Origin of the sequence: Kribbella sp. NPDC050241, assembly GCF_044459685.1 — a bacterium.
Lineage (GTDB): Bacteria > Actinomycetota > Actinomycetes > Propionibacteriales > Kribbellaceae > Kribbella.
On record NZ_JBITJE010000003.1, the window covers coordinates 962095 to 978636 of the forward strand.

The 16542-nt window shown below is 68.5% G+C and carries 13 protein-coding genes; 4 read left to right on the plus strand and 9 right to left on the minus strand.

The genetic code is table 11. The features are described from left to right. The 5 genes from ACIBG5_RS19470 to ACIBG5_RS19490 all read right to left on the minus strand — a co-directional run bounded on the left by ACIBG5_RS19470 (position 1) and on the right by ACIBG5_RS19490 (position 9508). Positions 1-5145: an AAA domain-containing protein gene (locus ACIBG5_RS19470; RefSeq protein WP_396392865.1), complete on the minus strand. Its 5145-nt coding sequence runs from the start codon at positions 5143-5145 to the stop codon at positions 1-3. Continuing rightward, positions 5142-6311: a M48 family metalloprotease gene (locus tag ACIBG5_RS19475; RefSeq protein WP_396392866.1), complete on the minus strand. Its 1170-nt coding sequence runs from the start codon at positions 6309-6311 to the stop codon at positions 5142-5144. Before ACIBG5_RS19475 ends, ACIBG5_RS19470 begins: the two co-directional genes overlap by 4 nt. 171 nt (positions 6312-6482) lie before the next feature. Next, positions 6483-7388 (minus strand): ABC transporter ATP-binding protein, encoded by a 906-nt coding sequence (locus tag ACIBG5_RS19480; protein WP_396392867.1) that lies wholly within the window; start codon positions 7386-7388, stop codon positions 6483-6485. A 3-nt stretch (positions 7389-7391) separates the two neighbouring features. After that, positions 7392-8432 carry a FecCD family ABC transporter permease gene (locus ACIBG5_RS19485; protein WP_396392868.1) on the minus strand — a complete coding sequence of 347 codons (1041 nt, stop codon included), beginning with the start codon at positions 8430-8432 and terminating at the stop codon, positions 7392-7394. Next, the gene (locus ACIBG5_RS19490; RefSeq protein ID WP_396392869.1) at positions 8432-9508 is read right to left on the minus strand and encodes a FecCD family ABC transporter permease; all 1077 of its coding nucleotides are present in this window, start codon (positions 9506-9508) and stop codon (positions 8432-8434) included. The genes ACIBG5_RS19485 and ACIBG5_RS19490 overlap by 1 nt, the downstream gene beginning before the upstream one ends. A gap of 112 nt (positions 9509-9620) precedes the next feature. Between ACIBG5_RS19490 and ACIBG5_RS19495 the strand changes: the two genes are divergently transcribed. Next, the gene (locus ACIBG5_RS19495) at positions 9621-10436 is read left to right on the plus strand and encodes a siderophore-interacting protein (protein ID WP_396392870.1); all 816 of its coding nucleotides are present in this window, start codon (positions 9621-9623) and stop codon (positions 10434-10436) included. Positions 10437-10532: 96 nt separating this feature from the next. Here the strand turns inward: ACIBG5_RS19495 and ACIBG5_RS19500 are convergent, their stop codons facing one another. Further along, a complete protein-coding gene (locus ACIBG5_RS19500; RefSeq protein ID WP_396392871.1) occupies positions 10533-11732 on the minus strand; it encodes an alginate lyase family protein in 1200 nt (399 codons plus the stop codon). A 178-nt stretch (positions 11733-11910) separates the two neighbouring features. Between ACIBG5_RS19500 and ACIBG5_RS19505 the strand changes: the two genes are divergently transcribed. Beyond that, a complete protein-coding gene (locus ACIBG5_RS19505; protein WP_396392872.1) occupies positions 11911-12051 on the plus strand; it encodes a hypothetical protein in 141 nt (46 codons plus the stop codon). A gap of 4 nt (positions 12052-12055) precedes the next feature. On the opposite strand, the gene ACIBG5_RS19510 is transcribed toward ACIBG5_RS19505, so the two are convergent. Next, positions 12056-12646, minus strand: coding sequence for a TetR/AcrR family transcriptional regulator (locus ACIBG5_RS19510; RefSeq protein ID WP_396392873.1), 591 nt, complete (start codon positions 12644-12646; stop codon positions 12056-12058). 89 nt (positions 12647-12735) lie between these two features. On the opposite strand from ACIBG5_RS19510, the gene ACIBG5_RS19515 reads away from it, so the two are divergent. Next, positions 12736-13440 carry an SDR family oxidoreductase gene (locus ACIBG5_RS19515; RefSeq protein ID WP_396392874.1) on the plus strand — a complete coding sequence of 235 codons (705 nt, stop codon included), beginning with the start codon at positions 12736-12738 and terminating at the stop codon, positions 13438-13440. Here the strand turns inward: ACIBG5_RS19515 and ACIBG5_RS19520 are convergent. Together ACIBG5_RS19520 and ACIBG5_RS19525 are read right to left on the minus strand one after the other, a co-directional pair. Next, positions 13437-14036, minus strand: coding sequence for a DJ-1/PfpI family protein (locus tag ACIBG5_RS19520; RefSeq protein WP_396392875.1), 600 nt, complete (start codon positions 14034-14036; stop codon positions 13437-13439). The two genes, ACIBG5_RS19515 and ACIBG5_RS19520, sit on opposite strands and share 4 nt — an antisense overlap. Before the next feature lie 77 nt (positions 14037-14113). Next, on the minus strand, positions 14114-14434 hold the full coding sequence (locus ACIBG5_RS19525) for a DUF1330 domain-containing protein (protein WP_396392876.1): 321 nt from the start codon (positions 14432-14434) through the stop codon (positions 14114-14116). A 126-nt stretch (positions 14435-14560) separates the two neighbouring features. On the opposite strand from ACIBG5_RS19525, the gene ACIBG5_RS19530 reads away from it, so the two are divergent. Then, on the plus strand, positions 14561-16504 hold the full coding sequence (locus ACIBG5_RS19530) for a protein kinase (protein WP_396392877.1): 1944 nt from the start codon (positions 14561-14563) through the stop codon (positions 16502-16504). The last annotated feature ends 38 nt before the right edge of the window (positions 16505-16542 follow it).

The window sequence follows — 16542 nt, forward strand, 5'->3', positions numbered from 1 at the left end:
TCAGCCGTCGACCGGGCGGTGCAGCGCATCCAGGAGGTGAGTGATCACGGTCTCCGGTGAGCGAGTCCAGTCGGTGGAGAGCACGTGATGCACGCGCCAGCCGGTCGTCATGAGGGCTCTCGGGTGCGTGGTGAGCCGCTCCAGAAGTGTGTCCGCGGCGACTCGCTCCGGGGTGTCCACCAGCACCGCCAAACGGTGACCGTCGTCCCTCGGCAACTTCAACGCCAGGTCGCAGCGGAACACGGACTCTCCGACGGCCGTATCCACCTCGACGCCGCGTGCCTCCAGCGCCGTACGGAGTTGATCGACGACGGATGTGCTGGTCGGTCTGGTGCGCTGACCGAGCGGGTACGGCGTCAGCGCGGACTTGGCGGCGGTGGCGTCGCCGCGGGAGATGGCTGTTGCGTAGGTGAGGAAGCGGCGGAGGGTGTTGGCGCCGTCGTTGTAGGTGTTGGTGATGGCTTCGGGTTCGATGCTGCTGACGACGACCATGTGGTGACGGGCGCGGCTGAAGATGACATTCAGGCGTTTCTCTCCGCCCGAAGTGTTGATCGGGCCGAAGTTCATCAGCATCCGGCCGTCGGGTCCGGCGGCGTAACACACGCTCATCAGGATGATGTCGCGCTCGTCGCCCTGGACGTTCTCCAGGTTCTTCACGAACAGGCCGACGTCCTGCTCGCCACGCGTCCGCACCTGCTCGGCCTCGTACTGCGCGCCGAAGATCGAGTCCGCCTCGGCCAGGTCGTCGAGGACTCGCTCGATCTCCGCCTGCTGCGCCTCGGAGAACGCGACGATTCCCAGGCTCTTCCCGGTGTCGCGGCTCAGCACCTCGCGCACCAGTTCGGCGATCCAGCGTGCCTCGGCCGGGTTCGTACGCCGTACGTAGACGCCGTCGACGAGGCGGACGGACGTGATGCTGCCGGACAGGATGCTGTCGCAGACATCAGCCACCGCAGGCGCATCGGACCGCAACGTCCACGGCGGTGCCGCGTGTGCCGGCAGGCGGTCCGGGACTGTTGCGAGCTTGCCTTGGTAGAACGCGGCGTTGCTGAAGGAGATCAGCGCCTCCGAACGGCTGCGGTAGTGCCAGGTCAGCATGGTCGACGCCAGCCGGAGCGCACTGATCGAGAGGAAACTGTCCTCGGTCAGCGCGATCCCCACCTGCTCCGCCCCGTCGTCGTCGAGGTCATCCAGCCCGGCCGGAGCGGAATCGAGGTGCTCGGGTTGGCCCTCGGCGGAGGCGCGATCAGCGGGCCCGGAGTCGGTCCGCGTCTGTGGGCCGGCGGGCCCGGCACTCCATTCGGTGGCGACAGGGTCTGTGCGGACTCGGAAGTACTGGGTTGGTGGTAGCTGCATCTGATCGCCGACAACGATCGCCTGCGGCGCGCGGTGCAGCGCCGGGATCGCTTCCTCCACAGGGATCTGGCTCGCCTCGTCGTACACCACGACGTCGAACGCGCTGGTCAGCGGCAATGTGTCCGACACCGACGACGGGCTCATCAACCAGACCGGCCGCAGCAGCGACACCACCGCACCGGACGCACCGGACGCGAGGTCCCGGATCGACTTGTACCGCATCACCTTGCCGAACTCATGCTCCAGCTCACGCCGCCCGGTCGAGAAGGTCTTCTTCCGCTCCCGGTCCTCCGGCGACATCCCGGTGACACTCTGCTCGGAATGCGTGACCTCGGCCAGGAACCGCCGCCGTACCTGCGCGACGATCAGCTCGGCGTTGAGCTCGGTCAGCTCGTCGTAGACCAGACTCAGCTCGCCGACGATCGAATCCACCCGCGCAGACGACAGCTGCAGTGGCGCGGCTGTCCGGGACCGCTCCCACTCCGCCGCACACACGGCGTACTCAAGCTGGTCCGGCGACGCGTCCAACCGCCGTACGGCGGTCCGCACCGACGCCGGCGCATCCTCCAGCTCACGTAACGCGGGACCAACAGCCCGTACGACGTGGTCCGCCGCGACCAGCTGGTCCGCCAGCGCAATCACGCCGTCCACCGTCAACGTGGCGTACTGCGCTGCCAACAACTCCTGCGTCGGTCCCTCGGCGTGATCGACTGCGTCAGCGAGCCGGGCCAGCGTCGCCGGCGCGTCAGCTCGTAGAACGAACCGCCAATCCGTCAGCAGGCCCCTCCGCGCAGACGCCAACCGCTCGCTCAGTGCGAGCGGATCATCCACACCCCAGTCACGCCCTGCTTGCTCGGTGTGTTCCGCGACGGCGGTCGTCGCCGACTGAGCAGCCACCAGGTCGGTCAGCACCTCGACCACAGACGGCCGTACGGCGCGCGTCGTACTATCGAAGCGGCTCCGAACCAGGTCCCTCACCCGGCGCCAATCCCCGCTGAGGAAGGAGAACAACCCGCCTTCCTTGCTCTCGGCAACCTTCAGGGCCGACTTCGCGTCGGCCTGCGCCAACGGCTCACTCCATCCCGATGCCGCCTCCCACGCAGACCGCTCGGCCGCAATCAGTCTCGTCCGCTCGGCACCGACAGCCGTCAACTGCCGGGCCTCCTCCGACCGTGGATCGATGGCGTCCACGCGATCCCGCGAATCCAGCGGTGCGAGGGTCCGCCCGAGTTCGGCAAGCACTCGCACCTGTTGCACGGTCCAACCTTCGGCCGGCGCAGCAGCGTCGACATCGGCCAGTGTGGAGGCCACCGAGGCCCACGCAGTCCGCACATCCCGAGCGCCCGCGGACACATCGGCATCACCCCAGCGCTCCGCCGCAACGAACGCCAACGGGCTACGAGCGAGCACCCCACCACTCGCCGGGTCAGCCGCAGCCAGCTCCCGCGCCACCGCCCGTACGGCGGAGCGCGCGGACCACCACTCACCTGTCGCCGGCACCAAACGCCGTACGGCCGGCTCCAGCTCGTCACCCCAGCGATCGTCCCGGAGCGCGGCCAGCCGGTTCACGACGTCCCGCAGCCTCGGATCGCCGGTGGTCAACCGCTGCTCGAACTCGTCGATCGTGCGGAGCAGCCGGTCCACCCGGGCGACCAGCGCGTCCCGGCGTACGGTCAGGTCGTCGAGATCGTCCTCGGCCGTCATCCAGCTCTCGTACGTCTCCCGCAGCCCGTGGACGAACGCCTTCTTGTCGGCCTGCGAGTCGTGGATCAGCGTGCACAGTCCGTCCAGCCGACGGCTCGCCAGTCGCGCGTGGACGACGTCCAGCGCAGCCCGCTTCTGGCACACGAACAGGACGCGCCGCCCACGGGCCACGAAATCCGCGATCATGTTGGTGATCGTCTGCGACTTGCCGGTCCCCGGCGGTCCCTGGATGACGAAGCTCTCACCCCGCTGCGCCCGGGCGATCGCCGCGACCTGTGAACCGTCCGCGGACACCACCAGATGCCGATCGGCGGTCGGCAACTCGAGCGGCGTACTGCTGATCGGTCGCGGGCGATCGGAGAACAGCTGGTCGAACGAAGCGCACGACCCACCGGTCCCGAGCAGTTCGTCGTAGTCCCGGACCAGTCCGAGCGTGCGGTAGTTGAAGTTCGCGAGGGAGACCGCGCAGAGGTCGACGTCCCACGAGTACGGGCCGCCCTCGGTGTCGATCGAATAGGTGTCGGTCTCGATCGCGCCGGGCCGCCGCGGCTCCGAGCCGAGAGTGATCCCGAGGGGCCGCGGCTGCCGCGCGAGCTGCGTCCGGAAGATCTGTACGCCGAGCGGCTGGTAGTCGGTGCCGCGGTACGAATACGCGTAGTGCCTGCCGCCGAACGCTGTCGCGGTGTTGCCGTGCTTGCGCCGTTGATAGTTGCGCAGCCGGACCATCGCGCGCTGCCGGACCAGGTCGATCCGGGGCTTCTCCCGCAGGTGCAGCCGCAGCCCTGGCTCGGTCGCCTGGATCTCCTTCGCCAGCCGCTCGTGCAACGCCGGGATCGCTCCGGGCTCGGACAGGTCCACAGTCTCCGGCAGCGTGATCCCGTACAGCTGACGCAGGTGGTGACGCAGCGTCGGATTGACCTCGGCGACCGGCTCGGTCACCCGGAGCGTGTACGAGTCCCGCACTCCGCGCTTCTTGGTCAGCTCGACCTTCGCCAACACGAGCGGCGAGGTGAGCCGGGTGTCCCGATCGTTCTTCAGGTCATGCCAGCGCAGGAACGCCGGAACCAGCCGCAGCTGGTCCTGTCCGTACTCCGCCCGGTCCCGCCTGGCTGTCGCGATCAGCTTGTCCAGCGTGTTCGCGGCGTACGGCGCTTCGTCGTACCGGATCCATTTGCCCAGCGGCTGGGGCTTGCCGAGGAGCTGGGCACCGAGGTCGTCGCGCCAGGTGAACAGCTGCTCGGGGCGGATCGTCCGGACGTCGAGCATCAGCGGCACCGAGACCTCGGTGAGGTTCAGCATCTGAGCGGTCGGCCGGAAGTTGATCAGCCGGTTCCGCCGGGACAGGTCGAACAGCCGGTCCCGCAGCGCTCCGAGCACCGCGGTACGCCTGTCGGCCGCGCCGCGGGTGATCGCGTCGACGTCGAAGTCGAGCGGCTGGTCGCGATAGTTCTCGAGCTGCTCGATCAGTGAGTGCAGGTCCTGGGCCCGCTGGTGCCGGTCCGGTTCGGCCATCTGCGCGGCGACCGAGACGATCACCGGGTGCAGGTCCGGGTCGAGCGCGTAAAGGTTGCCTCGGGCATCGATCAGTTCGGCGACGTCGCCGGTCCGGGACAGGTCGAGTCCGCAGCCGAGCGCGAGCAGCAACTGGCCGAGGCTGAAGATGTCGGTGAGCGGGTCGTGGTGGCCGACCACGTGCTCCCAGCTCTGCCAGCCGGGCACATGGACGGGAGCGCTGATCGCGTCCGGGACCGGCTCGGTGACGACTGTCGTCGCACGGCCGCCGCTCTCACCGAGGTCGAGGTCGGTCCGCCGATGCGCAACCACCTCGACCGCAGTCGGACGCGGGCCCTGCCGGGCGTCGATCTCGCGCTGCGCGAGGGTGGGGCGGCCGGCATCCTCAGGAGCGAAGCCGAGGCGGTTCTGCTCGTCCACGGTGATCCGGCCGAGACCGCGCAACGGCGCGACCAGGCCGCGCTCGTGCACCGCCGCTGTCGCGTGGAACAACGGGAGCACTGCCGCCAGCAACGCATCGTTGCCGAGTCCGTCCTCGGAGACAGCCAGTGCGACCAGGTCTTCGACGCTCACGCGACCACCTCGTCGGCTGCGCGGGCGAGCCGTGCTCGTTGCCTGTCGCTCCACCCCAGTTCGTCGTCCGCGACGTCGTCGTACCCCTTCAGGCCGGACCGTCGCGCGATCGCGAGCGAAGCGACCAGACCGTCATCGCCGGTCTCCGGGTCGGCGGTGGCGAGGTCGAGCAGCAGGTAACACAGGTAGCGTCTGGTTGCCTCGGTCAGCGGCCGAGGCCGCGGCATCGGCGCACCGTCCACCGGCCGGACCGTCAGCGGCTCGTCGAATCGGGACATGGCGCCACCCGGTACCCCGAGCGGCCCGGGAGGATCCGCGAAACCCGCAGCGGCCGTGGCCACCGCGTCCGTACGCAGTCCCTCGGTGTGCGCGATCGCGGCAGCGAAATCGCGGCTCAGCTCGCGGAGCAGGACCGCGTCGAGCAGGTCGGGCGCGTCGACGTCGAGTGGCCCGGTCACCAGCGCCTCGACGTCGTCGCCGACTTGCCAGTTCTTCAACGCCCAGGCGCGGCCGACACCCTCCGGATGCGTGGTCCCCCGGCTGCCGGTGCTGAGATCCAGCCCGTCCGCCTGCCGCAGGTACGCCGCGGGGTCGGCGTTACTGAGCCCGGTCTGAAGCTTGAGCAGCGCGCGGACCGTCGTACTGAGGTCGCCGCAGGCTGTCAGGGCACCCCGGTCGGCGAACAGTTCGGTCGCGAGGGACCAGCGGCGATGCGTCTCAAGGTACTGCTGCGGGGTCCGCGCGTCGGCGGCCGCAGCATCCAGCAACCGATCGACAGCTAGGTACCCGCCTTCCTCGGCCTCCCACAGCAGCCGATGGGCGAGCTCATGCCCGATGACGGCCGTCAACTCGTCCTCGCCCAGGCGGTCGAGCAGTGGTCCTTGGAAGACGATGACCGCCGGGCCGTCCTGGTGCAGGTAGACGGCATTCGGCTCCCCGTTGACCTGGAAGCACTCGATCGCGGAGTCCATCCCCAACGCCTCGGCCGCGCGCCGTGCAGCCCGGTGTACGACGGGATGCGCCTCGGCCTCGAGCCGATACGCGTTCCGCAGCAGTAAGTCGCCGACGCCGTCGACCGGTCCGCCTCGCAGCGCCGCCCACGCGCGCTCATCCAGGCTGCGCACAACGGCGAGCACAGCCCGGTGATACCCCAAGACGGACACCATGGCCGCCACCCTAACCACCCCGACCGACGAAACTCCGGGCTCGTCCGATGGTGCAGCTCGACAGGAGGTGTCCGGCGATGACGTCAGCTGTCCGGTGGGCTCAGGCGGGGAGCGGCCGGCAGTGGGCGTATACGTCCTGTCGATCTGCACCCAGGCGGGCTGCGGTTGTGGTCAGCGGTCGGTGGGGCGGCAGACGCCGTTGGCGGCTGCGGAGGCTGCGAGGGCGGCGGCGGCTGGGGAAGCGCCGGGCTGGGAGTTGGGGACATTGTCGGACCGGGTCGTGTGGCGACCGATCGGGACGACCATCGGGGTGCCGGCCACAGGGTCGGGGATCACCTTGACGGCCAGGCCGAAGACGTCGTGGACGACCTGTTCGGTGATCATTTCCCGCGGGTTGCCCTCGGTCACGATCGCGCCGTCCTTCATCGCGATCAGGTGGTCGCCGAACCGGCAGGCCTGGTTCAGGTCGTGCAGCACCAGGACGATGGTGCGCGCCTCCTCCTTGTTCAGGTCGACCAGCAGATCGAGCACCTCGAACTGGTGGGTCAGATCGAGGAACGTCGTCGGCTCGTCCAGCAGCAGGATGTCGGTCTCCTGCGCGAGCGCCATCGCAATCCAGACCCGCTGCCGCTGACCACCGGACAGTTCGTCGATCGGCCGGTCGGCGATCTCGAGTACGTCGGTCGATGTCATCGCGGCTGCGACCGCTTCGTCGTCGGACTTGCTCCACTGCCGGATCCACCGGGTCCGTGGGTACCGCCCACGCCCGACCAGGTCGGCCACCGTGATCCCCTCTGGTGCGGTCGGTGACTGCGGCAACAGTCCCAGCTTGGTCGCGACCTCGCGGGTCGGGATCGACTGGATGCTCTTACCGTCCAGCAGCACGGTGCCCCGCGACGGCTTCAGCAACCGAGCCAGAGTCTTCAGCAGCGTCGACTTGCCGCACGCGTTGGCGCCGACGATGACGGTGATCTTCCCGGTCGGGATCCGCACCGACAGGTCGTGGATGATCTCCCGCTGGTCGTATCCGACCGCCAGACCGTCGGCGGCGAGGCTGTGTTCCACAGGGTTCTCCATCTCTCAGCCACCACTCCCCACCCGGTTGGACCGGGCCAGCAGGAACATCAGGTACGGAGCGCCCACCACGCCGGTCACCACACCGACCGGCAACTGGGTGTCCCCGAAGGCGTGCTGCGCGATCAGATCGGACAAGGCCACCACCAGCGCGCCGAGCAACGCGGACGCGATCATCGCCGGCCCCGGCGACCGGGTCAGCCGCCGCGCGATCGGTGGCGCGACGAACGCGACGAACCCGATCGGACCGGCCGCGGCAGTCGCGACTGCCGCGAGCAGTACCGCGATCACGATCAGCCCGAGCCGCGAACTCTCCACCCGAAGACCCAGCCCGTACGCCGTCTCGTCGCCGAGCTGCAAGATCCGCAGCCGGTGGACCATGAACACCGTCAACGGAACCAGCACCGCCAGGGTGATCCCCATCGACCGTACGTTCGACCAGTCCCGGCCGTTCAAGCTGCCGGTCAGCCAGATCAACGCCTGCTGGGCGATCTCGACCCTTGCCTTGGTCAACAGGTACGACGTCAGACTCGTGGCGATCGCACCGATCCCGATGCCGATCAGGATCAGCCGGTAGCTCGACACCCCGTGCCGCCAGGCCAGCACGTACATGATGAACGCGGTCAGCAGGGCACCGACGATCGCGAACGCCGAGACCGCGACGCCGGTGACTCCCAGCGTGACGATCGCGAAGACGGCGAAGGCGCTGGCGCCGTACGTGACGCCGATGATGTCGGGGCTGGCGAGCGGGTTGCGGGCGATGCTCTGGAAGATCGCGCCGGACATGCCGAGCGCGGCGCCGACCATCAGGCCGGTGAGTGCCCTGGGCAACCGCAGCGAGTTGACGATGAACTCGGTCGCCTTGTCACCGCCACCGAACAGGGTCTTCACCACGTCGATGACCGGGATCTTGAAGTCACCCAGCGAGAGCGAGACGCAGAAGGTCACGAACACGATGGCCGCGAGAACCACGATCACCAGCAGCGATTGTGCCTGCCGGGCCGCCCGCGCCCGGCTGATGACCTGAACTGCTTCGGCTGTGGTCATCAGAGATCCGCCAGCTTCCGTCGACGGACCAGGATGATGAAGAACGGCGCGCCGATCACCGCGGTCACGATGCCGACCTGCAGCTCACCGGGCCGCGCGACGATCCGGCCGACGATGTCGGCTGCGAGCAGCAGGATCGGCGCCAGCAGCATCGAGTAGGCAAGGATCCACCGGTAGTCCGGGCCGGTCACCAACCGCGCCACGTGCGGGATGGTCAGCCCGATGAAACCGATCGGTCCCGCGGCGGCGGTCGCGGCCCCACAGAGCAGTACGACGATCACCGCGACGAACAACCGGGCGAGCCCGACCCGCTGGCCGAGCGACTTCGCCACGTCGTCGCCCAGAGACAATGCGTTCAGCACGCGGCCCGACACCAGCGCCAGCACGATGCCGATCAGGATGAACGGCGCGACCTGTCCGGCGATGTCCGAGCCACGGCCGGCCAGCGATCCGACCGACCAGAACCTGAACTGGTCGAAGGTGTCGACATCGCCGATCAGCAACGCGGTCGTCAGCGACCCGAGCATCGCCGTCAGCGCGGCACCGGCGAGCGCCAGCTTGACCGGCGTCACCCCCTCACGACCGAGCGACCCGAGCAGATAGACCACCACCGACGCCGCTGCCGCCCCCACGAACGCGAGCCAGACGTATGCCGTCAGACTCGACAGCCCGAACCAATAGATGCCGCCGACAACGAACAGCGCTGCACCACCGTTGACGCCGAGGATGCCGGGATCGGCCAGCGGGTTCCGGGTGACTCCCTGCATCAGAGCCCCGGACAGCCCGAGCGCGGCACCGACCAGCAGACCGAGCACGGTCCGCGGCACGCGAAGTGAGCGGACGATCACCTGATCGGTGTTCGCCTCGTTGTAGTGGCGCAGGGCATCGATCACCGTCGGGAACGGGATCTGCTTCGAGCCCACCGCGATGCTGAGCAACGACACCACGACGAGCAGGGCGACACACACGATCAGCCCGGCGACCAGGGTGGCCCGCCGGGTCCGCCGGGGGCGTGACGGAACAACAGCGGAGGTGTCGCGGCCGGCGGATTGGGCGACAGCGCTGGGGGGAGGCATTGGACTTTGAGACCCTCTTAGGTAAGGCTAACCTCTAGACGCCTCAGAATAACCCGGTCGCCCACGGGTCCGCATCTGAGCCTCCCCTGCGCTCCCCTTGGAGAAACCGGACATGACCACAGTGCTCGAGCGGCCGATCGAGTTCGACTCGCTGCTGGCGACCGTCGCGGCGGTCGAGGACCTGAGCCCGCACCTGCGCCGCGTGACCTTCGTCGCACCGCGCATCGCCGACGTGGTGACCGCCGGTCCGGACCAGCGGATCAAGGTGCTGCTGACGCCGCCCGACGGTGGCGAGATCAAGCTGCCGTCCGGGCCCGAGTGGTACCCGGAGTGGTGCGCCCAGCCGGTCGACGAGCGTTTCATCATGCGGACGTACACCATCCGGGCGCTCCGGCCCGAGGTCGCCGAGCTCGACATCGAGTTCGTCCTGCACGGCATCGACGGACCCGCCTCGGCGTGGGTCAGCCAGGCGCAGCCAGGTGACCAGATCGGCCTGATCCTCCCGTTCGCGGTCGACACCACCAGCATCAAGGGACTGCTGCACTCCGGCGTCGACTACGTCCCGCCGGCCACCAGCGTCCGCCGGATCCTGGTCGCCGACGAGACCGCCCTGCCCGCGCTGGCCGGCATCCTCGAACAGCTGCCCGCCACCGCCCACGCGACCGTCTTTGTCGAGGTGCCGGACTCCGGCGACATCCGGCCGCTGCCGACACCCGGCAGCGCGGACATCACCTGGATCACGCCACCGAACTCGTTGCTCGAGGCCCTGAAAGGCGCCGAGCTCCCGTACGACGCCGACTACGCCTGGGTCGCCGGGGAGTCGTCGATGATCAAGTCGGTACGCCGCCACCTGGTCAACGCCGCCGGGATGGCGAAACCGGCGATCTCGTTCCAGGGCTACTGGAAGCGCGGCGAGGCCCAGGTCTGACAACGACAACGGCCGGCCACGTCAAGGTGAGGTGGCCGGCCGGTGGTGATCCGGGAGAGCTGAAGGGCAGATGGGTTCAGCACTCCCGGAAGCTTGTCAGGCTGGGTTCTCCGCGTGCGTGAGGGTCTCCCATGCGACGAAGAGGTTGTTCGACCCGGCCGGACGGCGGGACTCCGTGATGACCTGGGTGTTGGTCATCGCGATCCCGAGCCGGGTGTGCAGTGCGTTGAACCCGACCTCGGTGATCGGGCCGAGACCGCGCTTCAGCGTGCCCGTGCACAGCCAGGACGGGACCGGCTCGAGGTTGCGCTCCCACTTGGACTGGAAACCGAGCGCCTGCCGCAGCCGCTCACCGAACTCCGGGTACATGTCGATGCCCTGGATCCGCGCCGTCTCCAGTACGTGCGAGATCGACGAGATGCCGTAACCGGTGTGGACGAAGTCGCGACAGGTCTCCTGAGTCAGACCGGTCACGAACGTGCTCTGCTTCTGCCAGTAGTTGATGATCTTGTCGCGGGTGTCGAGGTTCTGGCTCGGCACCGTCTTCGGCAAAGCACCGTCGGACTCGAGGTACACGTACGCCGGCACGCGGAGCCGGAACAGCGCGATCCCCTTGTCGTACACGGCCTGGTCGTCGAGGAACACGCCGATGCCCTGGATCGCCTCGGTCATGCTCAACTCCCAGTTCCCGTTGGAGTTCGAGCCGTTGATGATCTCGGGCAGGTAGACGTTGCGCAGCATGGTGGCGAAGCGGCCGGCGTTCGGCCAGTTGCCGTACACGTGCTTGATGATCTCCGCGGCCTTCGGCCACGACGACGCCGACCACGCGGTCTGCAGTGGAGCGTTGCTGTTGGTGTGGTCGCGGATCGTCGCCGACCACGCGTCCATCAACTGGATCGCCTTCTGTGCATAGCGATCGTCGCGGGTGAGGTACCACAGCAGTGCGTCCGTGTACGCCGCGATCGCGTCCTCACGCTCGTCGGTACACCCGTAGTTCGGGTCCGAGTACGACCCACACTCGACCACCGCGCGCGGCTTCGGCGTACGGGACAGCGACGCGTAGGAACTGTTCTTGGCCTGGTTGAACGCGTTCGTCCACGGCTGCGCGCCGGCCTGCACCTTGGCCCGGACGAAGTCCAGCTGGGCCCGGCTCGATCCGACACCTGGGTGGGTGAACGTCGCGGGCGCTTGCACGGCACTGGGCTCGGCGTTCGAAGCGGCAACTGCTGGGCTGCTGAGTGTCCCGGCGACCAGCGCTGCACAGGCAGCGGCCAGGACCAGGGGTTTGTTTCGCATGGGCGGATGTCCTGTTCTTCGGGGCGGTAGACACCTGCGCTTCCCCCACTAGCGCAGGGTCTTTTCGAAAGTTTGACGACGGACGGTGAGCACGTCAATATCCCAGCAGGTACGAAATCACCGTGGAACAGCCGAACGACTCTTCCCAGCTCAGTGGAACAAAGTGAGGATCTGTCCCATGAAACGACGCCAGTTCCTGACCGTCGGAACCGCAGTCATGGCCGCCCCGGCACTACCCTCCGTAACCCCCACCGCCTCCGCCGCGACCGACACCCTGCGGCGGATGGTGAACAGCACCAAGGTGGACGACCGGTGGTAGTGGCTCAGCCCGCCTGGGTCGCCAGCTCGCTCGAACGCACACCGGCCGCGTCCAGCAGCGCGGCAGCGGTGAGTACGCCGATGCCGCCCAGGTCCTGGGCGCGGACGACCGCCCTGGCGCTGGCGCCATCGAAGATCATCGTCAGCTGGATCGCCAGCGTGCCCGGATCCTCGGCACCGGCCTTCACCAGTTCATGGTGGAAGAAGTCGGTCAGGTGCTGCTTGAAGTGCCGGGCGACCACCGAGCCCGGGTGCTCCGGGTTCTTCAACTCGACCGCCGTACTGACGTAGGGACAGCCCAGGAAGTCGCCCTGGGCAACCAATTCGTCCTGCCGCTCGAACACCGTCAGGATCCGGTCCCGGGCCGGCCGCTCGTCCTCCGGGCCCGGATGCAGCAAAGCCTGGTACGACGGGCCGCGGCTGGCCAGACTCTCCGCGATCAGCTCGTCCTTGGAACGGAACAGCTGGTACATCGACTTCTTCGACACCCCGGCCGCCTTGCACAACGCGTCCACTCCGATGTTGACGCCGTCGCGGTAGAAGAGTTCGCCCGCGGCCTCGAGGAGGCGTTCGCGGGGTGTCGCCGAGGTGGTCATGGAACGAGGGTACCGGCTGGATTTGATTTCGGAAACCGATCGGTTTACAGTCGTGCAAACAGATCGGTTTCCAGCTTAGGAGTTCGGATATGACCTCACTCGAAGGCACAGTCGTCCTGGTCACCGGCGGCCAGCGCGGTATCGGCAAGGCGATCGTCGACGACCTGCTCGACCGCGGCGTGGCGAAGGTCTACGCGACCGCGCGCACCCCCAAGCCGAGCACCGACCCACGCGTGGTCCCGCTGCCGCTGGAGATCACCGACCAGGCATCGATCGACGCACTGGCCGCGGCCGCACCCGATGTCACGGTGCTGATCAACAACGCCGGCGCCAGCTCCCCGGACACCTACCTGGATGCGCCGATCGACGACATCCGGGCGGTCTTCGAGGCGAACTTCTTCGGCCCGCTCGAGCTGACCAAGGCGTTCGTCCCGATCATCGAGCGCAACGGCGGCGGCCACATCCTGAACGCGCACTCGGCGCTGTCCTGGGTCGCGCGGCACGGCGCCTACTCCGCCACCAAGGCGGCGTTCTGGCTGCAGACCAACGCGATCCGCCTCGAACTGCTCGGCCGCGGCATCGACGTCACCGGCCTGCACATGGGGTACGTCGACACCGACATGACCGCTGCCGTCACGGCACCGAAGTCCCGGCCGGAGGACATCGCCAAGCAGGCACTCGACGGTATCGAGTCCGGCGCCCACGAGGTGCTCGCCGACGACACCGCGCGCGGCGCGAAGGCGGCGATCTCCGGAGACCTGACCGCTCTCTACCCGGAGCTCGTCCAGGCCTAGTTGCCTGAGGCAACGTAGACGTCCCGGTCGCGGGTGTACTCCAGTGCGCCCGCGATCCCGTCGGCGACATCCGCTCCGCACACCCGCTCGACGACGTACAGGGCAAGGTCGATGCCGGAGGTGACGCCGCCCGCGGTGATCAGGTCGCCGTCGTCGACGACGCGGTTCGTCTTGAGGTCCGCGCCGAACGCGTCCAGTTCGGCCCAGGCGCCGCGGTTCGTGGTGGCCGGGCGGCCCTTCAGCAGCCCGGCCTCGGCGAGCAGCATCGCACCGGTGCAGACCGAGGTGATCAGGCTGAGCGACGGCGCGAGTTCGGCGATCCTCGCCGTCATCACGCCGCGCCGCGCCTCGGCCCACGAGCCCGTCTCGGCCCGGTTCATCCATCCGCCGCCGGGGACGAAGAGTGCGTCCGGAGCGCCGAGACCCTCCGGTGCCTTGAACTGCAGGCCGTGCAGCCCGGTCACCTCGACCGGACCGTCCAGGCCGACCAGCGCCATGTCGAACTCCGGCCGCCGCCTGGCATGACTCCAGACCTCGAACGGACCCATCACGTCCATCTCGTCCACACCGTCGAACACCAGCATCTCGATTCGCATGGCTCTACCCAACCGCCCGGCAGCGACGCCAGCCAGTGGCCGAGACGACGGTGTTCGCAAGGATCTGGCCATAAAGATCAGACCAGCACATCGGTGGCCTTGTGGTCGCGACCGCACCCTTTGACGAAGATGACGGTGCTGTCGGAGTTGTCGGTGCGCAGGTGCAGGATCTCCCGGTACGCCGCCGAGTCGTACCAGCCGCGCAGCTGGTCGTAGTCGGGGAACTCGATCACGATCGGAGCGCCGCTCCACTCGCCCTCGATCGGCTCCGCGTCGTCGCCGTGGACGATGAAGTGCCCGTCGTACGGCGCCAGCGTCGCGTCGACGCGCTGCAGGTACTCGATGATTTCCGCACCGAACTTGATGTTGCGCAGGTAGGCGATGGCGTACGCCGTCATGGTGACTGTCTCCTCATTCTTTCGGACGATTCCGATGCGACAAGCCTCCGGCAGAAGCCGAATCGAGACGATTACCTCAGACGTCATCCCGCCTTCTTGGTCTGCTGCCGACGTACCGTAGATGGCATGTCAGCCACAGGGGGACCGCCTTCCGCGCCTGTCGAGGAGGTGGGGGAAGAGCGGGTCGGGCCGTACCGGTTGATCCGGCGGCTCGGACAGGGCGGCATGGGTGTCGTCTACCTGGCCGAAGGACCCGAGCGCCAGGAGGTCGCGCTCAAGGTACTGCGCCCGCACGTCGCGCACGACCCGATCGCACGGGCCCGGTTGCAGCGTGAAGCGACCACACTGCAGAAGGTGAGTCACCCCGGTGTGGCGGGCATCCTCGACCACGACCTGGAGGGCGACCAGGCCTATCTGGTGACCCGGTTCGTGCCGGGGCGCCCGCTGGACGAGCAGGTCGACGAACGCGGGCCCCTGACCCCGCGCAAGTGGCTGCCGCTGGCCGGATGCCTGGCGGAGTCGCTGCAGGCGATCCACCAGGTCGGCGTGATCCACCGCGACCTCAAGCCCGGCAACGTGATGATGTTCAACGGCAAGCCGGTGATGATCGACTTCGGTATCGCGCAGGCCGCGGACGACCTGCGGCTCACCCAGACCGGCCTGGTGATCGGTACGCCGGGCTACCTCGCACCGGAGCTCATCGCGGGCGAGATGGTGTCGGAGTCGGCGGACTGGTGGGGCTGGGCGGCCACTGTGGCGTTCGCGGCCACCGGACGCCGGCCGTTCGGCAAGGGACCGTTCGAGGCCGTCCTCCATCGGGTGCACAGCGGGCAGGCCGATCTCGACGGACTCGACCCGCGACTGAAGCCACTGCTCGCCGCGGCGCTCGCACCCGACAAGAACGACCGGCCGACGCAGGTCGAGATCATGGAGGGGCTGAACCGGTACGCCGAGGGCCGCGACGCGTTGCCGGCGCGAGAAGCGCCCGCGCCCGAGACTGTGCAGCTGAACCCGCCGACCGCGCTGATGACTCGTGAGATGCCGTCGGACGAGCACTCACCCACTGACGTGGCGGAGCTCGTGCCGTCGGTGATTCCGCCGCTGTCGGCGTTCGCTCCGATCCGCGACAAGCTGCGTGAGGCTGCTGCGGCCAAGAAGGCGGCTCAGCCGTTGCCGACGGCTTCCCCGCCGGTTCACCCGGTGAACTACAGCCCGACGCCCACTGCGGCGCCACCTGCAGCGATGCCGTTGCCGTATCAGAGCGGTCCGCAGGACATCGCGCCGTACTACGGGGCGCCCTCGCCGTACCAGCAGCAGAGTCCCGTGCCGGCGCCGTACCAGCAGGGCGGACCGCCGTACCAGCAGCCTGGGCCGCAGGAGCGTTCGCCGCAGCCGCAGGCGCCTCGGCCGGAGAGGACTCCGCCGACTGGGAAGCGTACTGCGGTCATCGTCGGGTTGATGGTGGCGCTGACCGGGCTGGTTGCGCTCTACCCGGGCCTGGGTTCGCTCATCACCATCGTGCTGTTCGTGATCGCGCGGACCGTCGACCGATCGAGTACTGCGCTGATGCGACGCCGCCAGATGCGCGGTCGGTCCGGCCGCTCCGACAGCGTGGTCGCCGCAGCGTCCACACCGTTGCAGCTGGTCATGGCGGGTCTTGTCACACTGCCGTGCCTGATCCTGCCCGTCGTCATGGGCGGTGTTGTCGGGATTGTCGTGACCGGAGTGCTCGCCACAGCCAACGATCTGGATTGGCAGCCGCTGTCAGCCTTCGGCTTCGGTTCCGCCGCACTCACCGCACTGGTCACTGCCTGGTGGGGCCCCGGCGGCACCTCACTCCGCCGCGGAGCCCACATCGCCGCCCGCAACACCTTCCGCCGGCACTGGCTCTCCGCCACCATCGCCGCCGTACTCCTGGCGATCGGCGTCCTCACCTTCTACCAAGCCACCCAGGGCGAAGGCTCCACCTGGGCCCGCACCCCCATCGAAACCCCCACCATCGACCGCCCCACCCTCAACGACCTCCGAGACGCCCCCTTCATCCGAGACCTCCCCTTCATCGGCCGCTGAAACAGCATCGGCCGCTGAGAACCGCACCGGCCACCCCG

Excerpts from the sequence above, each read along its gene's own strand:
- ACIBG5_RS19475 (WP_396392866.1), bottom strand. The coding sequence starts at position 6,311 with ATGGTGTCCGTCTTGGGGTATCACCGGGCTGTGCTCGCCGTTGTGCGC.
- ACIBG5_RS19510 (WP_396392873.1), bottom strand. The coding sequence starts at position 12,646 with ATGACCACCTCGGCGACACCCCGCGAACGCCTCCTCGAGGCCGCGGGC.
- ACIBG5_RS19495 (WP_396392870.1), top strand. The coding sequence starts at position 9,621 with ATGACCACAGTGCTCGAGCGGCCGATCGAGTTCGACTCGCTGCTGGCG.
- ACIBG5_RS19525 (WP_396392876.1), bottom strand. The coding sequence starts at position 14,434 with ATGACGGCGTACGCCATCGCCTACCTGCGCAACATCAAGTTCGGTGCG.
- ACIBG5_RS19480 (WP_396392867.1), bottom strand. The coding sequence starts at position 7,388 with ATGGAGAACCCTGTGGAACACAGCCTCGCCGCCGACGGTCTGGCGGTC.
- ACIBG5_RS19490 (WP_396392869.1), bottom strand. The coding sequence starts at position 9,508 with ATGCCTCCCCCCAGCGCTGTCGCCCAATCCGCCGGCCGCGACACCTCC.
- ACIBG5_RS19500 (WP_396392871.1), bottom strand. The coding sequence starts at position 11,732 with ATGCGAAACAAACCCCTGGTCCTGGCCGCTGCCTGTGCAGCGCTGGTC.
- ACIBG5_RS19485 (WP_396392868.1), bottom strand. The coding sequence starts at position 8,432 with ATGACCACAGCCGAAGCAGTTCAGGTCATCAGCCGGGCGCGGGCGGCC.
- ACIBG5_RS19505 (WP_396392872.1), top strand. The coding sequence starts at position 11,911 with ATGAAACGACGCCAGTTCCTGACCGTCGGAACCGCAGTCATGGCCGCC.
- ACIBG5_RS19515 (WP_396392874.1), top strand. The coding sequence starts at position 12,736 with ATGACCTCACTCGAAGGCACAGTCGTCCTGGTCACCGGCGGCCAGCGC.
- ACIBG5_RS19530 (WP_396392877.1), top strand. The coding sequence starts at position 14,561 with ATGTCAGCCACAGGGGGACCGCCTTCCGCGCCTGTCGAGGAGGTGGGG.
- ACIBG5_RS19520 (WP_396392875.1), bottom strand. The coding sequence starts at position 14,036 with ATGCGAATCGAGATGCTGGTGTTCGACGGTGTGGACGAGATGGACGTG.